The sequence below is a fragment of the Streptomyces sp. NPDC056527 genome (assembly GCF_042794475.1).
Taxonomy (GTDB): Bacteria; Actinomycetota; Actinomycetes; order Streptomycetales; family Streptomycetaceae; genus Streptomyces.
Map to the genome: position 1 here is coordinate 111,102 of NZ_JBHTTQ010000005.1, position 21,278 is coordinate 132,379.

22 protein-coding genes are annotated in these 21,278 nt (G+C 72.2%); 11 read left to right on the top strand and 11 right to left on the bottom strand.

From position 1 onward, the window contains the following. Positions 1-154: 154 nt before the first annotated feature. From ACFQ7Q_RS04675 to ACFQ7Q_RS04685, 3 genes are all read left to right on the top strand, one after another. Positions 155-1,051, top strand: coding sequence for an aminoglycoside phosphotransferase family protein (locus ACFQ7Q_RS04675; protein WP_383549861.1), 897 nt, complete (start codon positions 155-157; stop codon positions 1,049-1,051). Positions 1,052-1,070: 19 nt separating this feature from the next. Then, complete coding sequence (locus tag ACFQ7Q_RS04680; RefSeq protein ID WP_383549863.1) at positions 1,071-1,547, top strand: GNAT family N-acetyltransferase; 477 nt, start codon at positions 1,071-1,073, stop codon at positions 1,545-1,547. Positions 1,548-1,665: 118 nt separating this feature from the next. Then, a complete protein-coding gene (locus ACFQ7Q_RS04685; RefSeq protein ID WP_383549866.1) occupies positions 1,666-2,076 on the top strand; it encodes a RidA family protein in 411 nt (136 codons plus the stop codon). Positions 2,077-2,090: 14 nt separating this feature from the next. On the opposite strand, the gene ACFQ7Q_RS04690 is transcribed toward ACFQ7Q_RS04685, so the two are convergent. After that, positions 2,091-3,089, bottom strand: a complete 999-nt coding sequence (locus ACFQ7Q_RS04690) for a zinc-binding dehydrogenase (RefSeq protein ID WP_383549869.1) — start codon at positions 3,087-3,089, stop codon at positions 2,091-2,093. A 51-nt stretch (positions 3,090-3,140) separates the two neighbouring features. Then, on the bottom strand, positions 3,141-4,316 hold the full coding sequence (locus ACFQ7Q_RS04695) for an NAD(P)-binding protein (protein WP_383549872.1): 1,176 nt from the start codon (positions 4,314-4,316) through the stop codon (positions 3,141-3,143). A gap of 98 nt (positions 4,317-4,414) precedes the next feature. Between ACFQ7Q_RS04695 and ACFQ7Q_RS04700 the strand changes: the two genes are divergently transcribed. After that, the gene (locus ACFQ7Q_RS04700; protein ID WP_383549875.1) at positions 4,415-5,080 is read left to right on the top strand and encodes a pentapeptide repeat-containing protein; all 666 of its coding nucleotides are present in this window, start codon (positions 4,415-4,417) and stop codon (positions 5,078-5,080) included. Positions 5,081-5,094: 14 nt separating this feature from the next. Here the strand turns inward: ACFQ7Q_RS04700 and ACFQ7Q_RS04705 are convergent, their stop codons facing one another. The 4 genes from ACFQ7Q_RS04705 to ACFQ7Q_RS04720 all read right to left on the bottom strand — a co-directional run bounded on the left by ACFQ7Q_RS04705 (position 5,095) and on the right by ACFQ7Q_RS04720 (position 8,970). After that, the gene (locus tag ACFQ7Q_RS04705; protein ID WP_376433270.1) at positions 5,095-5,595 is read right to left on the bottom strand and encodes a hypothetical protein; all 501 of its coding nucleotides are present in this window, start codon (positions 5,593-5,595) and stop codon (positions 5,095-5,097) included. Positions 5,596-5,861: 266 nt separating this feature from the next. Next, positions 5,862-7,076 (bottom strand): FAD-dependent monooxygenase, encoded by a 1,215-nt coding sequence (locus ACFQ7Q_RS04710; RefSeq protein ID WP_383550016.1) that lies wholly within the window; start codon positions 7,074-7,076, stop codon positions 5,862-5,864. Between the two features lie 68 nt (positions 7,077-7,144). Continuing rightward, a complete protein-coding gene (locus ACFQ7Q_RS04715; protein WP_383549879.1) occupies positions 7,145-7,771 on the bottom strand; it encodes a response regulator in 627 nt (208 codons plus the stop codon). Beyond that, positions 7,768-8,970: a sensor histidine kinase gene (locus ACFQ7Q_RS04720; RefSeq protein ID WP_383550019.1), complete on the bottom strand. Its 1,203-nt coding sequence runs from the start codon at positions 8,968-8,970 to the stop codon at positions 7,768-7,770. Before ACFQ7Q_RS04720 ends, ACFQ7Q_RS04715 begins: the two co-directional genes overlap by 4 nt. A gap of 234 nt (positions 8,971-9,204) precedes the next feature. Between ACFQ7Q_RS04720 and ACFQ7Q_RS04725 the strand changes: the two genes are divergently transcribed. Then, positions 9,205-9,747, top strand: a complete 543-nt coding sequence (locus ACFQ7Q_RS04725) for a heme-binding protein (RefSeq protein ID WP_383549882.1) — start codon at positions 9,205-9,207, stop codon at positions 9,745-9,747. Positions 9,748-9,903: 156 nt separating this feature from the next. Next, the gene (locus tag ACFQ7Q_RS04730; RefSeq protein WP_383549885.1) at positions 9,904-11,319 is read left to right on the top strand and encodes a M1 family metallopeptidase; all 1,416 of its coding nucleotides are present in this window, start codon (positions 9,904-9,906) and stop codon (positions 11,317-11,319) included. A 187-nt stretch (positions 11,320-11,506) separates the two neighbouring features. Here ACFQ7Q_RS04730 and ACFQ7Q_RS04735 read toward each other — a convergent pair whose 3' ends face one another. Continuing rightward, the gene (locus ACFQ7Q_RS04735) at positions 11,507-12,082 is read right to left on the bottom strand and encodes a TerD family protein (RefSeq protein ID WP_383549888.1); all 576 of its coding nucleotides are present in this window, start codon (positions 12,080-12,082) and stop codon (positions 11,507-11,509) included. A gap of 127 nt (positions 12,083-12,209) precedes the next feature. Here ACFQ7Q_RS04735 and arfB point away from each other — a divergent pair, with 127 nt between their 5' ends. After that, positions 12,210-12,647, top strand: a complete 438-nt coding sequence (arfB, locus tag ACFQ7Q_RS04740) for an alternative ribosome rescue aminoacyl-tRNA hydrolase ArfB (RefSeq protein WP_329117857.1) — start codon at positions 12,210-12,212, stop codon at positions 12,645-12,647. A 25-nt stretch (positions 12,648-12,672) separates the two neighbouring features. Here the strand turns inward: arfB and ACFQ7Q_RS04745 are convergent, their stop codons facing one another. Then, entirely contained in the window at positions 12,673-13,272 is a 600-nt protein-coding gene (locus ACFQ7Q_RS04745; RefSeq protein ID WP_383549891.1) for a flavin reductase family protein, read from the bottom strand. 314 nt (positions 13,273-13,586) lie between these two features. Here ACFQ7Q_RS04745 and cdgB point away from each other — a divergent pair, with 314 nt between their 5' ends. After that, a complete protein-coding gene (gene cdgB, locus ACFQ7Q_RS04750) occupies positions 13,587-15,209 on the top strand; it encodes a diguanylate cyclase CdgB (RefSeq protein WP_383549895.1) in 1,623 nt (540 codons plus the stop codon). 153 nt (positions 15,210-15,362) lie between these two features. Next, positions 15,363-16,322, top strand: a complete 960-nt coding sequence (locus ACFQ7Q_RS04755; protein ID WP_383549898.1) for a CBM35 domain-containing protein — start codon at positions 15,363-15,365, stop codon at positions 16,320-16,322. A 65-nt stretch (positions 16,323-16,387) separates the two neighbouring features. Here ACFQ7Q_RS04755 and ACFQ7Q_RS04760 read toward each other — a convergent pair whose 3' ends face one another. The 3 genes from ACFQ7Q_RS04760 to ACFQ7Q_RS04770 all read right to left on the bottom strand — a co-directional run bounded on the left by ACFQ7Q_RS04760 (position 16,388) and on the right by ACFQ7Q_RS04770 (position 19,541). Continuing rightward, positions 16,388-17,314, bottom strand: a complete 927-nt coding sequence (locus ACFQ7Q_RS04760) for a 1-phosphofructokinase family hexose kinase (RefSeq protein ID WP_383549901.1) — start codon at positions 17,312-17,314, stop codon at positions 16,388-16,390. Between the two features lie 143 nt (positions 17,315-17,457). After that, positions 17,458-18,603 carry an N-acetylglucosamine-6-phosphate deacetylase gene (gene nagA / locus ACFQ7Q_RS04765; protein ID WP_383549904.1) on the bottom strand — a complete coding sequence of 382 codons (1,146 nt, stop codon included), beginning with the start codon at positions 18,601-18,603 and terminating at the stop codon, positions 17,458-17,460. Beyond that, positions 18,603-19,541 carry an ROK family protein gene (locus tag ACFQ7Q_RS04770; protein WP_383549907.1) on the bottom strand — a complete coding sequence of 313 codons (939 nt, stop codon included), beginning with the start codon at positions 19,539-19,541 and terminating at the stop codon, positions 18,603-18,605. The genes nagA and ACFQ7Q_RS04770 overlap by 1 nt, the downstream gene beginning before the upstream one ends. A 241-nt stretch (positions 19,542-19,782) precedes the next feature. On the opposite strand from ACFQ7Q_RS04770, the gene ACFQ7Q_RS04775 reads away from it, so the two are divergent. Then, complete coding sequence (locus ACFQ7Q_RS04775) at positions 19,783-21,012, top strand: ABC transporter substrate-binding protein (protein ID WP_383549910.1); 1,230 nt, start codon at positions 19,783-19,785, stop codon at positions 21,010-21,012. 10 nt (positions 21,013-21,022) lie between these two features. Beyond that, entirely contained in the window at positions 21,023-21,277 is a 255-nt protein-coding gene (locus ACFQ7Q_RS04780; protein WP_383549913.1) for a DUF3263 domain-containing protein, read from the top strand. The last annotated feature ends 1 nt before the right edge of the window (position 21,278 follow it).

Below are 21,278 nucleotides of genomic sequence, written 5' to 3' on the forward strand. Positions count from 1 at the left end.
GAGGTGCCTTCGTCGGCATCGCTCTCGCCTGCGGATTCCGCCCGGTCGGCCAACGCGTTGCGGGCGTCTGCGGAGGCGGGGAGGTTCACGGAGGCCCGCGTGCGTGGCGGTTTTTTCAGGTGTGCGGTGGGTTGTGGGTGTATAGCGTCGCCGTGTGATCGAGATTCCGGCGGAGTTGGTGGCGTCCCAGACGAAGTACAACGGTGCGGCGGGGCGGGCGTTCGTCGCGGCGTTGCCGGCGCGGGCGGAGGAGTTCCTGGACCGGTGGGGGCTGCGGGTGACCGGGCCTTCGATGTACGGGATGGCCTCGCTCGTGCTGCCGGTGACGCGGGGCGAGGACGGCGTGCGCGCGGCGCTGAAGATGCAGCTCCTGGACGAGGAGAGCGCGGGCGAGGCGGTCGGGCTGCGGGTGTGGGACGGCCGGGGAGCCGTACGTCTTCTCGCGGATGATCCGGCGACGGGGACCCTGCTGTTGGAGCGGCTGGACGAGGGCCGCCATCTGTCGGAGCTGGCCGATACGCGGGAGGCGACGCGGATCCTGGCGGATCTGCTGGCGCGGCTGGTGGCGGCCCCGGCGCCGGCGGGGCTGCGGGGGCTGGGGGACATCGCGGCCGCGATGCTGGAGGCCGTACCGGAGGCGGCGGCGCGGCTGGGGGAGTCGGACGCGCGGCTGCTGCGGGACTGTGCGGCGGCGGTGCGGGAGGTGGTGGGTGAGCCGGGGGATCGGCTGCTCCACTGGGATCTGCACGTCGACAACATCCTCGCGGGGGAGCGGGAGCCGTGGTTGGCGATCGACCCGAAGCCGTTGGCGGGGGATCCCGGGTTCGATCTGTTGCCGGCGCTGACGAGCGCGTTCGATCCGGATCCGGCGGAGACGCTGTGGCGCTTCGATCTGCTGACGGAGGTGCTGGGACTGGATCGGGGCCGGGCGGTGGCGTGGACGCTCGGGCGGGTGCTGCAGAACGGGCTGTGGGACGTGGAGGACGGGGAGCCCGAGCTGGACGAGGAACAGGTGCTCATCGCTCGGACGCTGCTGGCACGCGCGGGGTGATCCGGTGCAGGGTGGGCGCATGATTCGTACCGCCGTACCTGCCGATGTCCCTGTGATCCACGCGATGGTCCGTGAACTCGCCACGTACGAGAAGGCGCTGGACGAGGTCCGCGCGACGGAGGAGCAGCTGCGCGAGGCGCTGTTCGGGGAGCGCCCCGCGGCGTTCGCGCACATTGCGGAGACGGACGGGGGCGAGGTGGTGGGCTTCGCGCTGTGGTTCCTGAACTTCTCGACGTGGCGCGGCGTGCACGGGATCTACCTGGAGGACCTGTACGTGCGGCCGACGAGCCGCGGCGGCGGGCACGGGAAGGCGCTGCTGCGGGAGTTGGCGCGGATCTGTGTGGAGCGGGGGTACGAGCGTCTGGAGTGGTCGGTCCTGAACTGGAACACCCCGTCGATCGACTTCTACGAGTCGCTGGGGGCGAGGCCGCAGGACGAGTGGACGGTGTACCGGCTGACGGACGACGCGCTCGCGGAGCTGGGTGCGCGGGGGTGAACGGCGGTGGTGCGTGACGGGGGTGAATAACCGGAGGCGAGCGCCTCGGGGGCAGTGGCACGATGGTCGCGTTTTGTGCCGACCAGAAGGTCGGAAGTCAGAGGGGAACGTGACGACCGTGGGCCGTGCCATTACCTTGATCCGCTCCAGCTCTCTGTCCGATGTGGCCGAGTACGCGTATGCGTCGACCGCGCCCGCCGAGGCCCGGCTCGTGTTTCTCGCCGGGGCCTGTCCGTTGAACGAGGACGGGTCGACGGCCGCGGTCGGCGACTACGCGGGGCAGGCGGCGAAGGCTGTGGAGAACATGAGGGTCGCCCTCGCCGCTGCCGGGGCGTCGCTGGAGGACGTCATCAGTACGCGGGTCCTTGTGGCGTCCTCGCGGCAGAAGGACCTGGTGACCGCCTGGGAGGTCGTGCGGGACGCCTTCGGCGACCACGACGTGCCCAGCACGCTGATGGGGGTCACGGTGCTCGGCTATGACGATCAGCTCGTCGAGATCGAGGGCGTCGCCGCCGTTATCGACTCGTAGGCCCTGATGGGGTCCTAGGGGATCAGGACCACCTTGCCGATCGTGCCCCTGGTCTCCAGGGCGCGGTGGGCGGCTGCCGCGTCGGCGAGGGGGAAGCGGTGGACGGCCGGGCGGAGGGTGCCTTCGGTGGCCGCGGCGAGGGAGGCGAGTTCGAGGTTGCGGACGTCGCCGCCGGCCTTCTCGAGCATGACCGGGCCGAGGACGCTGTCCGAGGTGATGCCTCGGGCGGCGAGTTCCTCGGCGGTGAAGGTGAGCGGTTCGCCGTCGTGGACGCCCTGGCCGGACCAGCCGAAGACGAGGTGCTGCCCGCCCTTGCCGAGGAGGTCGACGGCCGCGCGGCCGGTGTCGCCGCCCACCGAGTCGAAGACGATGGTGGCGGCACGGTCGCCCAGGTACGCACGGACCTTCCGCGGCCAGTCCGGCTGCTTGTAGTCGACCGCCAGGTCCGCGCCGTTCTCCCGTACGAGGGCGACCTTCTCGGGGCCGCCGGCGAGGCCGATGACGGTGGCGCCGGCGTTCTTCGCGTACTGGACGAGGAGCGTGCCGATGCCGCCGGCGGCGGCCGGGACGACGGCGATCGAGTCGGGGCCGAGTTCGGTGAACTGGAGGATGCCCAGCGTCGTGCGGCCGGTGCCGATCATGGCGACGGCCTCGGCGTCTCCGAGCGTGTCGGCCAGGGCGTGGAGCCTGGCGGCGTCGACGACGGCGAGTTCGGCGTAGCCGCCGGGGGCCATGCCCAGATGGGCGACGACCCGCTTGCCGAGCCAGCTCGGATCGGTGCCCTCGCCGAGCGATTCCACGGTGCCGGCGACCTCGCGGCCGGGGATGGTGGGGAGCTCGGCGGGGGCGGGGAAGGGGCCGGTCTGCCCGAGGCGCAGGGCGGTGTCGAGGAGGTGGACGCCCGCCGCGGTGACCGCGATCCGCACCTGGCCGGGTCCGGGGACGGGGTCCGGGGTCTCCTCGTAGGTGAGGTTCTCTGCCGGGCCGAAGGCGTGGAGGCGGATGGCGTGCATGGTGGGCTCCCCTGGTGATGTTCTCCCGTTGACGTACGACAGCCTCTGACCTCAAGCGTGCTTGAGGTCAAGCCTCTTCGTGCGCAGCGCCAGGGACACCGCCTCGACGGCGCTCGTGAACGACACCTCGGCCAGCACTCCGGGCGCCGCGACCTGGTCTCCCGCCAGGTAGACGCCGTCGCCGCGGTCGATCGCGGGGCGGTCGCGCCAGGTGGTGCCGGGGTGGTCGACGGCTCCCGTACGGCCCGCGCAGACGGCCTCGCGGCGCCAGACCGTGCGCTCGCGCCAGCGGGGGAAGCCGAGGTCGAGCAGGCGCTCTGCGTGGGCGATGCCGTCGGCCTTGGAGCGGCCGGGGCCGATGGGGAGCTGCGCCTGGATCAGCTGCTCGCCGGCGGGGGCGAGGGAGACGTCCTGCGCGGTGAAGCGCTCGATCCAGCCGGGGGCGTCGAGGTCGGAGACGATGTACGGGTCACCCTTCCGGGTGCGCAGCGCCAGGTCGAAGAGGACGGTGCGGCCGCTCTCCCAGGTCAGGCCGGGGTCGCCGAGGAGCCGGGAGGCCGCGGCGAGGGAGGTGGCGACGACGACCGGGCCGTCGGCGAGCGGCAGTTCGTCGAGCCGGGAGGAGGTCTCGATCCGTACGCCCAGGTTCCAGGCGCGGGCCGCCATGCGGTCGATCAGCTGCCCCCAGCCGCCGCGGATGAAGCGCGCCTCGGGAGGCAGGGCGGCGGCCCGGTGCAGCCGTTCCTGTACGAAGCGGGCCGAGAGGGTGCCGGGGTCGTGGTGGAAGAGGGCGACCGCGCTGTACGCGGCGGCCTGACGGGCCGCCTCGGGGCCGGCGACGCGGGTGGCCCAGGTGAGGAAGTCGGTGTCGACGGGGGCCTCTTCGGCCGTACGGAGGGTGTGCCGGATGAAGCCGAGCGGCGGCGTGCGGCGCAGGGCCCCGGCCCGGTGGAAGCGGAAGCGGGCGCCTTCGCGCAGCGGCACGGGCGCGAGCGGGCCGAGGAGGTCGCGCTGGGTGAGCCAGGTCCAGTGGGGGCCGCCGTTGTAGATGGCGTGGGGGCCCTCGTTGGTGCGGTAGCGGCCTTCGGCGGTGCGGGCGCGGCCGCCGAGGGTGTGGTGGGCCTCGTGGAGGGTGACCTTGGCCCCGGACTCGGCGGCGGTGATCGCCGCGGTGAGTCCGGCGAATCCGCCGCCGATGACGGTGATGTGCTTCCTGTTCCGCTGCATCTCGTGCTCCCTCGTCTCGGTGTTGCACAGGGGACGGCGGGGGCCGCTCGGTTTGTGACATCGGGAGCGCTGTCAGTGGCGCACGTCACCATGGGTGCATGGCGACAGGGAAGAAGAAGGTGGCGGTCGTGCGTCGGCCGGAGGTGCGGCTGCCGCCGCTGGAGGCGTACGAAGGGCGGCTCGACCCGGACGGGGACTACGACGGCCTGGAGTTCGTGGGGCTCGATCTGGCAGGGCAGGACGGGGGAGGTGCGCGGTTCCTGGACTGCGCGCTGCGGGACTGCGCGGTGGACGAGACACGGCTGACCTCGGCGCGGGTCCTGGACTCCGTGCTGAGCGGGATCCGGGGCGTGGGCACGGATCTGGCGGGGGCGTCGCTGCGGGACGTGGAGATCGTGGACGCGCGGCTCGGCGGGACGCAGCTGCACGGGGCGGTGTTCGAGCGGGTCCTGGTGCGGGGAGGGAAGATCGACTATCTGAATCTGCGGACGGCGAAGCTGAAGGACGTCGTCTTCGACGGGTGCGTGCTGAGCGAGCCCGACTTCGGGGGCGCGGTGCTCGAACGGGTCGAGTTCCGGGACTGCGTGGTGAAGGGGGCGGACTTCAGCGGTGCGCGGATGAAGGACGTCGATCTGCGGACGGTGGAGCGTCTGGAGATCGCGCGCGGGGTGGACGCGCTGGCGGGCGCGGTGATCAGTACGGGGCAGCTGCTGGATCTGGCGCCGGTGTTCGCCGCGCAGCTGGGGGTGAGGGTGGAGGACTGAGGGGGGCTGCGGGGTTACGGGAGGCGGGGGAAGCGGGCCTGGAGGTCCCAGATCGCCGGGTTGTCGCCGAGGCCCTCGTGCATGTCGGTGAGGTCGGCGATCAGGTCGTGCAGGAAGTCGCGGGCCTCGCGGCGCAGTTCGCGGTGGTTGAAGGTGAGTGGGGGCTCGTCGCCCGGCATCCAGTCGGCCTCCACGTCCACCCAGCCGAAGCGGCGCTCGAAGAGCATCCGGTCCGAGGACTCGGTGAAGTCGAGCTCCGCGTACTGGCGCTGCGAGGACCGGCTGCCGCGGGGGTCGCGGTCGAGCTGCTCGACGATGTCGCACAGCGCCCAGGCGAAGTCGAGCACCGGCACCCATCCCCAGGCTGTGGACACCTCGCGGTCGGCCTTGGGGTCGGCGAGGTACACGTCCCCGCAGAACAGGTCGTGGCGCAGGGCGTGGACGTCCGCGCGCCGGTAGTCGGTCTGCGGGGGGTCGGGGAAGCGACGGGAGAGGGAGTAGCCGATGTCGAGCACGGGGACGATGCTCCCACGCGCCCGGCCCCGGGACGCACGCCCCGACCCCCGCCGGGGTCTCCAGCCCACGCACGAGCGCCCCACCCGGAGCCGCCGCGCCTACCGGAGCCGCCGCGCCCGTGCGCCGAGCGACTCCTGGAGCGCCGCGCCCGTGCGCCCCGCGGCTCGTCTGCCCGGAGCGCCCGGAGCCTGTACGCCGGGAGCCGCCGCGCCTACCGGAGCCGCCGCGCCCGTGCGCCCCGCCCGGAAGCCCCGTCCCCTCGTCCTCAGACGCGTGATCGGGCGTGCAGGGTGCGGGCCAGGCGGGGGCCCAGCCAGCGCTTCAGGCGGCGCAGGGGTTCCAGGCCGTCGGCCACCCGGTCGATCCGGTAGTAGAGCTGCGGCGGGACGTGCGGGAGCAGGGGCGAGTGGCGCTGGCCCAGGAGCGCGAACATCCGGCGCGGCTCCAGGCGCATGTAGCGCGGGAGGTTCTCGTACCACTGGGCGCTGTAGCGGGCCGCGCTCTGGGCCGACAGGAGCTCCGCGCGCCGCCGTCGGCCGTAGCGGGTCAGGGCGGCGTCGAGGTCCCCGGCGCCCCCGCGCAGGGCGTCCGCGAGGGCGAGGGCGTCCTCCAGGGCCAGGGTCGTGCCCGCGCCGATCGAGTAGTGCGTGGTGTGGGCGGCGTCGCCGAGCAGGACCAGGTTGCCGCGGTGCCAGGCGCGCGTGGTCAGCGTGCGGAAGTTCAGCCACTGCGCGGCGCCGTCGTCCTGCGCGCGGCCGATCAGCGGATGGCCGTCCAGGAGGTCGTGGAAGAGCTTCTCCAGCACGTTCAGGCTGTCCGCCTCGCTCATCGTGCCGAGCCCGAGTCCCGTCCAGGTCTCCGGGGAGCACTCGACGACGCACGTGGACTGCTCGCCGCTGAAGCCGTACGCGTAGCACCAGATCCAGCCGTGCTCGGTCTCCTTGAAGGCGAAGCTGAAGGAGTCGAAGACCTTGGTGGTGCCGAGCCAGACGTAGTGGTTGCGGCCGGTGGCGACCTCGGCGCCGAAGTCGGCGGCGTGGGCCTCGCGCAGCGCGCTGTTGACCCCGTCGGCCGCGACGACCAGATCGGCGTCCGCGAGCTCCGGGGCGTCGGGCCCGGTGATGCCGTGCTCGAACTCGACGCGGACGCCGAGCGATTCCGCCCGCTCGGCGAGGAGGGCGAGCATCCGGCGCCGGCCGATGCCGAAGCCCTTGTCGCCGCGGTGGACGGTCCGCTCGTCGCGGACGATGGCGACGCCGTCGGTCCAGCGGACGGAGGCCTCGTCGATGGCGCGCGCCGACTCGGGGTCGCCCGCCCGCAGCTTGTCGAGGAGCCCGGCCCAGTAGGTCACGCCCCAGCCGTAGGTGGAGCCGGCCGCGTTCCGCTCGTAGACGGTGATCTCGTGGGACGGGTCCTGCCGCTTCATCAGGATCGAGAAGTACAGGCCGGCGGGCCCACCGCCGACGCAGGCGATCTTCACATGCGCTCCCACAACGAGACGAGACGAACTGACACTCTGCGATAGAACGGCAACGCAGAGTAGCAGCGTCAAGGGAGCAGGCGCTGTTCCTTCGCCACGGCGACCGCGCCCGCACGTGTGTCCACGCCGAGCTTGGCGTAGATCCGGCCGAGGTGGGTCTTCACGGTCGCCTCGCTGATGAAGAGCGCGCGGGCGATCTCGCGATTGCCGAGGCCGTGCGCGAGCTGGCCGAGGATGTCCCGCTCGCGGTCGGTGAGGGTGGGCCCGGCCGCTCCCCGCATCCGGTCCATGACCCGGCTGGCGACCGGCGGGGAGAGCGTCGTACGGCCCTGGGCGGCGGAGTGGATCGCGGCGAACAGCTCCTCGGGGCGCTCCGCCTTCAGGAGGTAGCCGGTCGCGCCGGCCTCGATGGCGCGGGTGATGTCCGCGTCGGTGTCGTACGTGGTGAGGACCAGGACGTGGACGCCGGAGGTGGACCGCGCGATCCGGCGGGTCGCCTCCACGCCGTCGATGCCGGCGCCGAGCTGAAGGTCCATCAGGACGACGTCGGGCCGTAGCTTGGCGGCCATCGCGACCACCTCCTCGCCGCTGCCGGCCTCGCCGACGACCTCGATGTCGGGGGCGCTGCCGAGCAGGGCGAGCAGCCCGGCGCGTACGACGGCGTGGTCGTCGCAGAGCAGGATCCGTACGGTCATGCGCCGGCCTCCAAGGGCGTGGACAGGGGGATCGCGACCGAGAGCACCGTGCCCTCGCCGGGGGTGGACTCCACGGTGAGTGTGCCGCCGAGCTGCTGGGCCCGCACCCGCATCGCCGGCAGGCCGTGGCCGCGCACACCGCGTTCGCCGCTCGGGCGGCCGGCCCGGGACCCGGCGCCGGCGTCGAAGCCGCGCCCGTCGTCGGCGATGTCGAGGACGACCTGGTCGTCGAGGTAGGTCAGGGTCAGGGCGGCGGAGGTGGCGGCGGCGTGCTCGCGGACGTTGGCGAGGGCGCCCTGCGCGATGCGCACCAGCGCCGACTGCACCCGTTCGGGCAGCGCGACCGGGGCGCCGTCGACGCGGAACACGGCGGACTCGCGCCCGGCGAGCATGCGCAGCGCCTCCTCCAGGCCGCCGCCCTCGGCGAGGTCGGCCGGGGCGAGGTCGTGGACGAAGCGGCGGGCCTCGGCGAGGTTGCGCTCGGCGATCGACTCGGCGGTACGGACATGGCGGCGGGCGGTCGGCGGGTCGGTGTCCCACGTGCGCTCGGCCGCCTGGAGCAGCATCTGCTGGCTGGACAGGCCCTGGGCCAGGGTGTCGTGGATCTCCATGGAGAGCCGCTGGCGCTCGGCGAGGGTGCCCTCGCGGCGCTCGATCGCGGCCAGTTCGCGGCGGGTGCGGATCAGGTCGTCGATCAGCGCGCGCTGCCTCTCCGCCTGCCGCTGCGCGTGGACGAAGACGGCCGTCGCGATCGCGGCGACGGCCGGCGGGGCGACGATCAGGTTCGGGTCGAAGCCGCCGTTCGAGAGCTCGACCTGCGCGGTGACCACGAAGACGGTGAGGAGGGTGACCAGGACGAGGGCGGCGCGCGGCGGGAGGGTGCGAAGGCCGGTGTAGAAGAGCGGCACCGCGCACCAGGCGAAGCTCGGCGCGAGGACCACCAGGACCATCCAGACCGCGACGACCGTGAAGAGCCACGCGATCCGGCGGGGGGTGGCGCGGGTGCCGAGGACGGGGCCGAGGAGGTAGAGGGCGGCGAGGGCGCCGGAGAGGGCGACGATCCAGGGGCTGCGGTCCTCCCACGGGTGCCGGAGCAGGAAGCGGACCAGGGAGGCGCCGAGGAGGAGGAAGAAGGCGATGTGCATGACCCGCGCCAGCCAGCGGGCGTCCGGGTCCTGCTCCATCGCGTACCTCTCCATCAGCCGCCCGGTCACGGCTCTGACCTGGGTCTACGTTTCCATCCTGGCCCGGGAGGACCACAGGGGCATCAACCGATCGGCTGACACCCCCGTCGTCCATCATGCGCGACGGGGGCAGCCGGTTCGTGGACCGTACGGGCCCGGAAACGGCCGGAGGATCGATGGCAGAGCGAACGAACGACACGCCTCGATCACCTCAACGGCCTCGGCCGTCACTGCCTCAAGGAGCCCTCCATGAAGAAGAAGATCCTCTTCGGTGCCGCCACCGCTGCCGTCGTCGCCGCCGGCACCTTCGGCGCCGTCTCCGCGAACGCCTCCGCCCCGGCCGCCGCGCCGGCCGTCGCCGCCAAGGCCGACGCGTCGAACCAGAACCTGCAGCAGACCACGCACCTGACGATCGAGGCCGCCACCAAGGCCGCGCAGGCCACCCTGGACGCCGCCGAGGACGAGAACCAGCGCGTCAGCGTCGCGGTCGTCGACCGCAACGGCAACACCATCGTCACCCTGCGCGGCGACGGCGCCGGCCCGCAGTCCTACGAGTCGGCCGAGCGCAAGGCGTTCACCGCGGTCTCCTGGAACGCCCCCACCTCCGTCCTCGCGGGCCGCCTCGCCCAGGCCCCGAACCTGAAGGACATCCCCGGCACCCTGTTCCTCGGCGGCGGCGTCCCGGTCACCGCCAAGGGCGCGCCGATCGCCGGCATCGGTGTCGCCGGCGCGCCGAGCGGCGACCTGGACGAGAAGTTCGCCAAGGCGGGCGCCGAGGCGCTGAACAACTGAGCACGACGCGCCGGACCGGCGGACGGGCCCTGAGCACGGGACCCCGCCGGTCACCCTCGTGAACCACGCCCATCGGTGGCGCCCGGACCCCGTCGGGCGCCACCGATGCCGTACGCCCGCCCTCCGCCTCCGCGTACCCCTGCCTAAGATCGAACGGTGGATATACGTAGCCGGGCCGCCCTGGCCACAGCCGTGGCCGCGCTGCTCGTCCTCGCCGGCTGCACCGGCGGTGGGGACGGCGACAGCGGTGTGGACGTCGGCGGGGTGCGCGGCACGCCCGGCGCGGCGGGGCTGCGCGATCCGTACTTCCCCAAGCTCGGCAACGGCGGCTACGACGTCACGCACTACGCGCTCGACCTCGCCTACGACCCGAAGAGCGGCCGTCTCGACGGCACCGCCATGATCACGGCCCGCGCCACCCAGAACCTCAGCGCCTTCAACCTCGACCTCGCCGGGCTGACCGTCGACTCCGTCACGGTCGACGGCGACCGTGCAGCGGTCAACCGGGCCGGTGACGAGCTGACGCTGCGCCCGCGCGAGGACATCGACAAGGGCGAGGTCTTCCGCACGACGGTCGCGTACTCCGGACGGCCCGAGACGATCACCGACGCCGACGGCTCGCAGGAGGGCTGGCTGCCCACCGCGGACGGGGCGCTGGCGCTCGGCGAACCGGTCGGCTCCATGGCCTGGTTCCCCGGCAACCACCACCCGTCCGACAAGGCGACGTACGACATCACGCTGACCGTTCCGCAGGGCACGCAGGCGATCTCCAACGGCGTACGGACCTCCGAGCGGACCGCGAACGGCCGCACCACCTCCGTCTGGCACTCCGCGGAGCCGATGGCGAGCTACCTCGCGACCGTGGCCGTCGGGAAGTTCCGGACGCAGGTCTCGGCCACCCCGTCCGGGCTGCCCGTGCTCACCGCCACGGACCCGTCGGTCGCCGCGAAGAGCACCCCGCTGCTCGCCCGGATCCCCGAACTCCTCGACTGGCAGGTGGAGAACTTCGGGCCGTACCCCTTCTCCTCCACCGGCGCGATCGTCGAGCGGAACGGCGACGCGGGCTATGCGCTCGAGACCCAGACCCGGCCCGTCTTCCCGCAGGACTCCCTCACCGTCGAGATCCTGGTGCACGAGCTGGCGCACCAGTGGTTCGGCAACTCGGTCACGCCCGCCACCTGGAAGGACATGTGGCTGAACGAGGGCTTCGCGGTGTACGCGGAGTGGCTGTACGCGGAGGACTTCGAGGCCACTCCGGCGCAGGTGAACTTCGAGGCGGCCTTCGCCGCCGACGCCAACTGGGCCTTCCCGCCGTCCGATCCGCCGTCGGCGGAGAACCTCTTCGACCCGCCGGTGTACCAGCGGGGCGCGATGGTGCTGCACAAGATCCGGCAGCAGGTCGGCGACGACGCCTTCTTCGAGCTCCTGTCCGGCTGGGCGGCGGAGCACCGCCACGGGAACGCCTCCACCGACGACTTCACCGAGTACGCGGAGGAGGTGACGGGGGAGGACCTCGGCCAGGTGTGGGACGTGTGGCTGAACGGGGACGGGAAGCCGAAGAGCCCGAACTAGGGGCTGGACCGGGGGACAGAGGCGGCCGGGGCATGCGCCCTGCTCATGCGAGGCGCCCGGGTCGGACGGTCCCGCTCGGCGCGCCGCTCACGCGCCCTGCCCACGCGAGGCGCCCGGCTGGGCGGCGCCGGATGTGCCGGAGCCCCGGCGCGGGTCTCGCGCCGGGGCTCCACCGTTCTGTCGTACGTCAGAGGTTGACGCCGAAGTCGCGGGCGATGCCCTCCAGACCGGAGGCGTAGCCCTGGCCGACCGCGCGGAACTTCCACTCCGCGCCGTTGCGGTACAGCTCGCCGAAGACCATGGCGGTCTCGACGGCGGCGTCCTCGGACAGGTCGTAGCGGGCGATCTCGGCGCCGCCGGCCTGGTTGATGATGCGGATGTAGGCGTTGCGGACCTGGCCGAAGTTCTGCGAGCGGTTCACCGCGTCGTAGATGGAGACCGGGAAGACGATCTTGTCGACGTTCGGGGGCAGCGCGGCGAGGTTGACGTTGATCTGCTCGTCGTCGCCGCCACCCTCGCCGGTGCGGTTGTCACCGGTGTGGACGATCGTCTGGTCCGGCGTGGACTTGTTGTTGAAGAAGACGAAGTGCGCGTCGGACGCGACCTTGCCGACGCCGTCGACGCCGATGGCGGAGGCGTCGAGGTCGAAGTCGGTGCCGGTGGTCGTGCGGACGTCCCAGCCGAGGCCCACGGTGACGGCGGTGAGGCCCGGGGCCTCCTTGGTCAGGGAGACGTTGCCGCCCTTGGAGAGGCTTACAGCCATGGGAAGTGCCTTTCTTCGTGACCTTCGTGATGTCGTCACACGGGATAACGCGGACGACGCCCTGCCGGTTCCACGGTGCGGAATCGGTACGAAAACAGGATGACGTGCGGGAGCCGCTCCGGGGAACATGGATGACATGTCCGGTCCCTATTTCATCCGCGGCTCCGTCTCGCTTCCCGAGGCCGAGCTCATGTGGCGTTTCTCGCGGTCGTCGGGGCCGGGCGGGCAGCACGTCAACACCAGCGACTCGCAGGTGGAGCTCCGCTTCGACCTGGCGTCGACGGAGGCGCTGCCGGAGGTCTGGAAGGCACGCGCGCTCGAACGGCTCGCCTCGCGCATGGTCGGCGGGGTGGTGACGGTCCGCGCGTCGGAGCACCGCTCGCAGTGGCGCAACCGGGAGACGGCGGCGGTCCGCCTCGCCGCGCTCCTCGCGGAGGCGACGGCGCCCCCGCCGAAGCCGCGCCGGGCGACGAAGATCCCACGGGGCATCAACGAACGCAGGCTGCGGGTGAAGAAGCAGCGCTCCGAGACGAAGCGGGGCCGCCAGGGCCGCGACTGGGGCTGACGGGCCCGGGGGGCGTGAGCCGTCGTCAGGCCAGGCGGCGGTACTTGCCGCGGAAGTAGGCCAGCGGGGCGCCGTCCGAGGACGGGAAGGCCGCCGTCAGGACGCGGGCCACGACAAGGGTGTGGTCGCCGGCCACCACGCGGTTCTCCGTGCGGCACTCCAGGGTCGCCAGGGCGCCGCCCACCAGCGGGGCGCCGCTCTCCTGGCCGCGGGTGTACGGGACGTCCTCGAACAGGAGCCGGTCGCTCACCCGGCCCTTCATCGCGAAGCGGCCCGCGATGTGGCGCTGGCTCTCGGAGAGGACCGAGACCGCCCACACCGGGATCTCGTCCAGCAGGTCGTCCATGCGGGAGCCGTTGCGGAGACTGACGAGCACCAGCGGCGGGTCGAGGGAGACGGACATGAACGCCGTCGCCGTCATGCCGACGTCCTCCCCGCGCGGACCGTCGTCCGGGTCATGTGCCGTCACCAGCACCACGCCCGCCGCGAGGCGGGACATGGCCGCCCGGAACTCGTCGTTGCTCACCCCCTCAGCATGAGGGATCGCCAGATCCGAGGCGGGGGGCGGGGCGGGGGTCGTCGTCAGCACACTCCGCACGCTAGCCTCGCCCCCCGCCCCCGGCATCGGGCCCGGGGACCAGTCCGCGCCCCCTCGCCGGTCCTAGGACCCCCGGCCCGGGGCCGAGCCCGCACCGTCCGGGGCCGTACCCCCACCGCCGTACCCGCACCGTTCTCTTTGCGTTCAAGAAAGAACGGGAGCGCTTTCCGGCACCCCCTGCAACGCTTCATGACCTGGTGTGACTTGAGTCACAGAGCTCAGTATTTGTTGACCCTGTGTACCGGGTGCAACGCTCGCTGTGATTCAGTGGCAAGGACAATGCAGCACGAGTGCCGATGAGAACCCTGGAGTTGCTGTCGAGGTCTCGGGGAGAGCGAGCGATGGAGACCGAGTCGGAGCCGTACGTCCGTCTTGCGACCCTGCGGCAGCTGCATCAGGTCGTGGCCGACCTCAATACAGCCCGCAGTCTGGCGGACACCCTGCAGACCGTCGCCGACGGGATCGTCGCCGGTCTCAACTACGAGCTGGCCTGCGTCAACCTCGTACGCCCCGACGGTGACCTCGTCGTCGCCGCCTTCGCCGGCAGCCCCGCCGCCGAGGCCCTCATCACCGGCCGCGTCGGCCCCCGGGAGTCCTGGGAACGCCGCCTCTCCATGGGCGTCGCCTGGGGCGACCTGAGGTTCATCCCCCACACCGAGGGCTGGGTCCTCATCGAGGACGACGTCCCGCAGTGGCACACCGAGGGCCCCGCCCCCCGCTTCGAGGACGAGTGGCACCCGCACGACCGCCTCTACGCCCCCATGTACGCCTCCGGTTCCAAACGCGAACTGCTCGGAGTGATCTCCGTCGACCGGCCCCGCAACGGCCGCCACCCCGGGCCCTGGGGCCAGGAAGCCCTCCAGATGTACGCCTCCCAGTCGGCGATCGCGATCAGCAACGCCCGGCTGCGAGCGAACATGCAGCGCGCCCTCGTCCGCCTCGAACGCGAGCAGCAGGCCCTGCGCGCCAGTGAAGAGTCGTTCCGGCAGGCCTTCGAGTACGCCCCTTCCGGCATGGCCATCGCCGAGATGGGCGGCGACCAGCACGGCCGCCTCCTGCGCACCAACGACGCCCTCTGCCGCCTTCTCAGCCGCCCGGCCTCCGTGATGCGCCGCTACTCCTTCGCCGACCTCGTCCACCCCGAGGACATAGGGACGCTGCTCCGCACCTCCGCCGAGGGCGGCCGCGCCGAGCTCCGCCTCGGCCGCCGCGACGGCACCTACGTCTGGGTCTCCCTGCGCAACTCCGTCGTCGCCGACACCGCCGACGGCCCCCGCTTCCTCCTCACCCACGTCGAGGACATCGAGGAGCGCAAGCGTCACGAGCTCCAGCTGGCCCACCGCGCCTCGCACGACGCGCTCACCGGCCTGCCCAACAGCGCCGAACTGCGCTCCCGGCTCAGCGCCCGGATCTGCGAGCGCCCGCACGCCACACCGGAGACCCAGTACGACGCCCCCTACGGGCACGACCACAACTTCGGCTTCGACGCCGGGCCCGGCGTCGGCGGACCGTACGACCACCACGTCCACAGCGTCGCCCCCGCCGCGGGCGAGGCCGACGACGGGACGAAGGGGCTCGCCGTCCTCTTCTGCGACCTCGACGGCTTCAAGTCGATCAACGACCGCTTCGGGCACCACACCGGCGACGCCGTCCTCATCGAGGTCGCCCGGCGCCTCACCACCGGCGTACGGGACGGGGACACCGTCGCCCGCCTCGGCGGTGACGAATTCGTCGTCCTCGCCGACGGCCTCGGTGCGGCCGACGCCGCCGACCTCGCCGTACGGCTGCGCAACGCCATCATTCCGCCGATCCGGGTGGACGGACGGGCGGTCAGGGTCGGGGCGAGTTTCGGCATCGGCTGGGCCGAGTGCGGTATGACCGTCGAAGAGGTCCTGAACTCCGCCGACCAGCGGATGTACATAGAGAAGCGCTCCCGGGCGAAGATCCACCGGCGCGCCGGATAGCGCGTTTCGCCCCCGTGGCCCACCCCGCCGCGCCGCCTCCGTTACCCACGGGTCACCTGCCGCTCGGTCAAGGGACGGATCGGCGGGTGGTCCATTCGGGGTAGGCTCGGCCGGTCGGCGACGGCTGGCGAGCATGGATAGGAGTGACCAGGGATGGCTGCCGGTAACGACGGCGCGAACACGCCCGAGGACGACGATCCGTTCGGCTACCTGTACGCGGACGGCCAGGCGGCTGGTGCCCAGCCGCCGGGGCAGGCCGGTGGCTACGGCTACCCCGGTCCGGCCGCGCAGCCGGGTGTCCCCAGAACCTCGTACAACCAGGTCAGAACGGTCGGCGAGCGCCAGTACGGCGGTGGCCAGCCGCATGTGCCGCAGCAGCAGAACTACGGCGGCCAGCAGTACGGCCAGCCGAACCCGCAGTACGCCGCGCCCGAGACGTACCCCGGGGGCGAGCGGACCCGGCAGGCGCCGCTCCCGTCCCAGCGTGGCGGCGGCCGCGGACCCAACACCAAGGGGCTGCTGATCGGCGCGATCGCCGTCGTCGCGGTCGTGGTGATCGGAATCACCGCCGCCGTCATCAACAACAGCGGTGACGAGAACACCGACGGCGGCACCGCGGGCGGCAAGCCGACCGGCGGATCCACGCAGGTCCAGGAGAACCCCTCCAGCGAGCCCAGCGCCGACGACACCCCGGCCGCGCTGCCGCAGCAGGACGCGGCGACGCTCAAGCTCGGCGGCACCGCGGCCCTCGCCAAGGACATCAAGGGCGCCAAGGGCACGGACGGGCTGTACGTGACCGGGTTCAACTCGGTCGGGTCCTCCGTGACCTGGCAGACCGAGGTGCCCGAGGCCGGCACGTACAAGATGGAAGTGCGGTACGCGATCCCGGCCAAGGACGCCAACGCCACCGTGACCGTCAACGGCAAGGCGAACACGAACCCGATGAATCTGAAGAACTTCATCGGCTCGTCGGACCCGAACCTGGAGAAGAACTGGCAGACCACCTGGTCCCAGGTCTCGCTCGAGAAGGGTCAGAACACGATCATGCTGTCGTGCGGGGCGGGCAACCAGTGCGACGTGATCTTCGACTGGGTGAAGATCAGCAACCTCTGAGTGCGGCGACTCGCGAAAGGCCCCGTGGAAGCTGCTTCCGCGGGGCCTTCGTCATGCCGTGGGCATCACGCCGCCTCGGCCTGCTCCGTCACCTTCACCCGGGTGAGCAGCTCCTCGTACGCCGTCCGGTCGAACTCGCCGGCGACCGGGGAGAGCACCGTCGCCGCCGAGAGCGCGACGGCGCGGGTCAGCCGGTCCGGCCAGGGGAGTTCGTCGACGAGACCGGACAGCAGACCCGCGACGGCCGAGTCGCCGGCGCCGGTCGGGTTGCCGCGCACCGCGGCCGGCGGAGCGGCCAGCCACAGGCCGTCCGGGGTGGCGGCGAGCATCCCGTCCGGGCCGAGCGAGGAGACGACCGTGTGCGCGCCGCGGCGGCGGGCGTCGCGCGTGGCGCGATGGGGTTCGCGCGAGCCGGTGAGCTGGGCGAGCTCGTCCGCGTTGGGCTTGACGAGATCGGGGCGGGCGGCGATGCCGCGCCGCAGGGGTTCGCCGCTGGTGTCGAGCAGGACCGGGACGTCGGCGCCGCGGGCGATCCGGATCAGCTCCGCGTACGCGCCGACGTGGATGCCGGGCGGCAGGCTGCCGCACAGGGCCACGGCATCGGCGCCGGTGAGCAGTTCGGTGTAGCGATTGGTGAAGGCGGACCACTCGGCGGGGGTGAGGGTGGGACCGGGCTCGTTGAGCTGCGTGGTGTCGCCGGTCGCGGTGTCGACGACGGCGACGGTACGGCGGGTGGTCCCGGCGGTCGGGACGAGCGCGTCGGTCAGGGGCAGTTCGGCGAGGTGGGCGCGGAGGACCTCGCCGGTCGCGCCGCCCGCGAAGCCGGTGACGACGGTGTCGTAGCCGAGGGCCGCGAGCACGCGGGCGACGTTGAGGCCCTTGCCGCCGGGGCGCTCGATCACCTGGGTGACGCGGTGGGAGGCGTGCGGGGTGAGGGCGGGCACGCGATAGGTGAGGTCCAGTGCCGTGTTGAGGGTGACTGTGAGAATCACCTGCCGCAACCCCCGTACGCCGTCGATTGATCGTGGACCGGCCGGACCTGCCGGAACAGCCGTGGAACGCGCCCCGATCATGCCAAACAGAAGGCGGTTGGCCCAGTCCCCGGACCAACCGCCGTGCGCTACGGTCGGCGAAATCAGGCCACTTGGGGGGCAACCACCCAGGTGCCCTTGCGCATCACGCCCGTGACGTCGAAGTTCTCGTCGAGGACGACGAGGTCGGCGTCCTTGCCGGGCTCCAGTGAGCCGACCTTGTCGTCGATGCCGAGCAGGCGGGCCGGGTTGGCGGAGATGGCCTGCACGATCGACTCGACGGGGAGGCCGTCGATGGTCGCCGCGCGCTTGAACGCGCGGTCCAGGGTGAGGGTCGAGCCCGCGATGGAGCCGCCCTCGACGAGACGTGCGACGCCTTCCTTCACCTCGACGGCCAGCGGGCCGAGCGAGTACCGCCCGTCGCCGAAGCCCGCCGCGTCCATCGCATCGGTGATGAACGCGACCCGCCGCGGCCCCGCGTGATGGAAGGCCAGCTCCAGTGAGGCCGGGTGCAGATGCGTGCCGTCGTTGATCAGCTCGACCGTGATGCGCTCGTCCTCCAGGAGCGCGGCGATCGGCCCGGGGGTGCGGTGGCCGAGGGCGGGCATCGCGTTGTAGAGGTGGGTGGCGACGGTGGCGCCCGCGTCGATGGCCTCGACGGTCTGCTCGTACGTCGCGTCGGTGTGGCCGATCGCGGCGATCACGCCGTGCTCGGCGAGCAGGCGCACGGAGTCGATGCCGCCGGGGAGTTCGGTCGCGAGGGTGACCATCCGGGCCTGGCCGCGGGCGGCGTCGACGAGCTTGCGGACGTCGGCCGGGTCGGGGTCGCGCAGCAGCGTCTCGTCGTGGGCGCCCTTGCGGCACGGGGAGATGAACGGCCCCTCGAAGTGGATGCCGGCGATCTCGCCCTGCTCGGCCAGTTCGGAGAGCAGTCCGGCGCGCCGGCTCAGGAAGTCCATCTCGCCGGTCACGAACGAGGCGACGACCGTGGTGGTGCCGTGCAGCCGGTGGGTGTGGACGCCGGTGAGGATGTCGTCGACCGTGCCGGAGGTGAAGGAGGCGCCGCCGCCGCCGTGGTTGTGCATGTCGACGAAGCCGGGGACGACCCAGTGGCCGGTGAGGTCGAGCGTGGGCGCGTCGGCGGGCGCGGCGCCCGCGATGCGACCGCCGTCGACGATCACCCGTCCGTTCTCGACGACACCGGTGGGCAGCACCACGCGGGCTCCGGCGAGAACTGTGGAAACGGCCATCAGGCGGATACCTCCGAGTCGAGGGAGAGCAGGTCCCAGGCGAGGAGGCCCGCGCCCAGGCATCCGGCGGTGTCCCCGAGGGCCGCCGGGACGACGGCGGGCAGCTTCTGGAACGTCACGCGTTCCTCCACCGCGGCCCTCAACGGTGTGAACAAGGTTTCCCCGGCCTCGGCGAGACCGCCACCGATGATGAGCGTGCGGGGGTCCAGCAGGGTGAGCGCGGTGACCAGGCCGTCCGCGAGGGCGTCGACGGCGTCCTGCCAGACCCTGACGGCCCGGGCGTCCCCGGATTCGACGGCCTTGGCGCAGTCGGCGGCGTCGGCGTCCGGGTCGCCGGAGGCGGCGGCCCAGGCGTGGGAGACGGCGGAGGCGGAGGCGTACCGCTCCAGGCAGCCGCGCTGGCCGCAGCCGCACTCGGCGCCACCGGGGCGGACGACGATGTGGCCGATCTCGCCGGCGTAGCCGTGGGCGCCGGCCTCGATGGCTCCGCCGATGCCGATGGCGCCGGCGATCCCGGTGCCCAGGGGTACGAAGAGGAAGCGGTCGGCGCCGTTCCCGGCGCCGATGCGGCCCTCGGCGAGGCCGCCGGTGCGGACGTCGTGGCCGAGGGCGACGGGGATGCCGTCGAGGCGCTCGCTGAGCAGGGCGCGCATCGGGACGTCGCGCCAGCCGAGGTTGGCGGCGTAGACGGCGATGCCGTTCTCGGCGTCGACGATGCCGGGTACGGCGACGCCGGCGGCCGCGGCGGGCTCGCCGTACCGCTCCAGGCCGTAGGCGCGCAGCTCGGCGGCGAAGTCGAGGATCGTCTCGACGACGGCCTCGGCGCCGCGTTCGCGTCCGGTGGCGCGCCGTGCCTCGTGGAGCAGGGTGCCGTCCGTGCCTACGAGGGCGGCCTTCATGCCGGTGCCGCCCACATCGAGGGCGATGACGTGTCTCACGGGAACAGTCTCGCGCGTGAACGCCCGAAAGGTCTAGTCCACTGGCCGATATTGTTGCGCGGGCATACAAATTACCGGCGGGGTTGTACCGCGCCCGGGGGTGCGATGCGGAAGCGATACCCAAGTGGTGTAGACCTTATGCTTTTCCTCCTGTGAAAATCACAGCTCGACGACGAGCCAAAGAGGGTGGGGCAGCGCTGTGCAGCGGCGATTCCTTGGACTGACCGCGACCATAGCCGCGATGGGCCTGACCGCCGCGCTCTCCGGCTGCGGCCTCACCGGCGCCGACTCGGGCGACGTGACCCTCAAGCTGGTCGCCGCCGACTACGACCTCACGGGCGGCGACAGCACCAAGAAGTACTGGGACGAGCTCGCCGCCGCCTACGAGGCCGCGCACCCCGGCGTGAAGATCGACGTCCAGATCGAGTCCTGGAACGACGTCGACCGCAAGGTCGCGGAGATGGTCGAGGCCGACCAGGCCCCCGACATCGCGCAGATCGGCGCCTACGCCGACTACGCCGCCGCCGACGAGCTCTACTCCGCCGACGAGCTGCTCTCCATCCCCGTCCAGGCAAACTTCCTCGCGCCGCTCGTCTCCGCCGGCGAGATGAAGCGCACCCAGTACGGCCTGCCCTTCGCCGCCTCCACCCGGCTCCTCTTCTTCAACCAGGAGCTCTTCGACAAGGCGGGCATCACCAAGCCGCCGACGACCTGGGACGAGCTGGCCGCCGCCGCCGAGAAGCTGAAGGACGAGGACGTCCCCTACCCCTTCGCGCTGCCGCTCGGCCCGGAGGAGGCGCAGGCCGAGACGATGATGTGGCTGCTCAGCGGCGGCGACGGCTACACCGACGGCAGCGACCGCTACCGCATCGACTCCGACCTGAACGTCCAGACCTTCGACTGGCTGAAGAAGAACCTGGTCGAGCAGGAGCTCACCGGCCCCATAGCCCCCGGCAAGCTCAACCGTAAGGACGCCTTCGCGGCCTTCTCGCGCGGCGAGGTCGGGATGCTCAACGGCCATCCCTCGCTCATGCAGGAGGCCGAGAAGAAGGGCGTCAAGGTCGGCAAGGTCGCGCTGCCGGGCGTCAACGGCAAGGCCAAGGCGTCCATGGGCGTCGCCGACTGGATCATGGGCTTCAAGCAGAACGGCCACCGTGAGGAGATCGGCAAGTTCCTCGACTTCGTCTTCAGCGACCAGAACGTGCTGAAGTTCGCCGGCGGCAACGACCTGCTGCCGCCGACGGTCAGCGCGTACTCCCGCATGCAGAGCGACGAGGAGCACCGCAACCTCCGCGAGTTCCTCAAGGAACTGCCGAACTCCCAGCTTCCGCCGGTCGGCAAGACGTCCTGGGCCAAGGTCAGCGAGAACGTCAAGCAGAACATCGGCAAGGCCGTCGCGCCCGGGCAGAAGCCCGCCGAGGTCCTCTCCAAGCTCGCCCGCGAGGCGACGGAGGCGGAGAACGCGGAATAAGTTGGCTCGTATGACCAACGATGAGGAACCGGGAGAGCGTCGCGCCCTGGGAGATCGGGAACGCGCCGTTCTCGCCCTGGAGCGCCGCTCCTGGCCGGGCCCCGGCGCCAAGGAACGAGCCGTCCGCGAACAGCTCGGCCTCTCCGCGACCCGCTACTACCAGCTCCTCAACGCGCTCCTGGACGACCCGCGCGCCCTGGAACACGACCCGGTGACCGTCAACCGGCTGCGCCGGGTCCGTGCGGAGAAGGAGCAGCGCCGCTGAG

Bases quoted from the DNA above. Each gene is read 5' to 3' on its own strand.
- ACFQ7Q_RS04755 (WP_383549898.1), top strand. From the start codon at position 15,363: ATGGCTGCCGGTAACGACGGCGCGAACACGCCCGAGGACGACGATCCG.
- ACFQ7Q_RS04775 (WP_383549910.1), top strand. From the start codon at position 19,783: ATGGGCCTGACCGCCGCGCTCTCCGGCTGCGGCCTCACCGGCGCCGAC.
- ACFQ7Q_RS04720 (WP_383550019.1), bottom strand. From the start codon at position 8,970: ATGGAGAGGTACGCGATGGAGCAGGACCCGGACGCCCGCTGGCTGGCG.
- arfB (WP_329117857.1), top strand. From the start codon at position 12,210: ATGGATGACATGTCCGGTCCCTATTTCATCCGCGGCTCCGTCTCGCTT.
- ACFQ7Q_RS04735 (WP_383549888.1), bottom strand. From the start codon at position 12,082: ATGGCTGTAAGCCTCTCCAAGGGCGGCAACGTCTCCCTGACCAAGGAG.
- ACFQ7Q_RS04745 (WP_383549891.1), bottom strand. From the start codon at position 13,272: ATGCCGGGGGCGGGGGGCGAGGCTAGCGTGCGGAGTGTGCTGACGACG.
- ACFQ7Q_RS04690 (WP_383549869.1), bottom strand. From the start codon at position 3,089: ATGCACGCCATCCGCCTCCACGCCTTCGGCCCGGCAGAGAACCTCACC.
- ACFQ7Q_RS04680 (WP_383549863.1), top strand. From the start codon at position 1,071: ATGATTCGTACCGCCGTACCTGCCGATGTCCCTGTGATCCACGCGATG.
- ACFQ7Q_RS04700 (WP_383549875.1), top strand. From the start codon at position 4,415: ATGGCGACAGGGAAGAAGAAGGTGGCGGTCGTGCGTCGGCCGGAGGTG.
- nagA (WP_383549904.1), bottom strand. From the start codon at position 18,603: ATGGCCGTTTCCACAGTTCTCGCCGGAGCCCGCGTGGTGCTGCCCACC.
- cdgB (WP_383549895.1), top strand. From the start codon at position 13,587: ATGGAGACCGAGTCGGAGCCGTACGTCCGTCTTGCGACCCTGCGGCAG.
- ACFQ7Q_RS04725 (WP_383549882.1), top strand. From the start codon at position 9,205: ATGAAGAAGAAGATCCTCTTCGGTGCCGCCACCGCTGCCGTCGTCGCC.
- ACFQ7Q_RS04715 (WP_383549879.1), bottom strand. From the start codon at position 7,771: ATGACCGTACGGATCCTGCTCTGCGACGACCACGCCGTCGTACGCGCC.
- ACFQ7Q_RS04695 (WP_383549872.1), bottom strand. From the start codon at position 4,316: ATGCAGCGGAACAGGAAGCACATCACCGTCATCGGCGGCGGATTCGCC.
- ACFQ7Q_RS04780 (WP_383549913.1), top strand. From the start codon at position 21,023: ATGACCAACGATGAGGAACCGGGAGAGCGTCGCGCCCTGGGAGATCGG.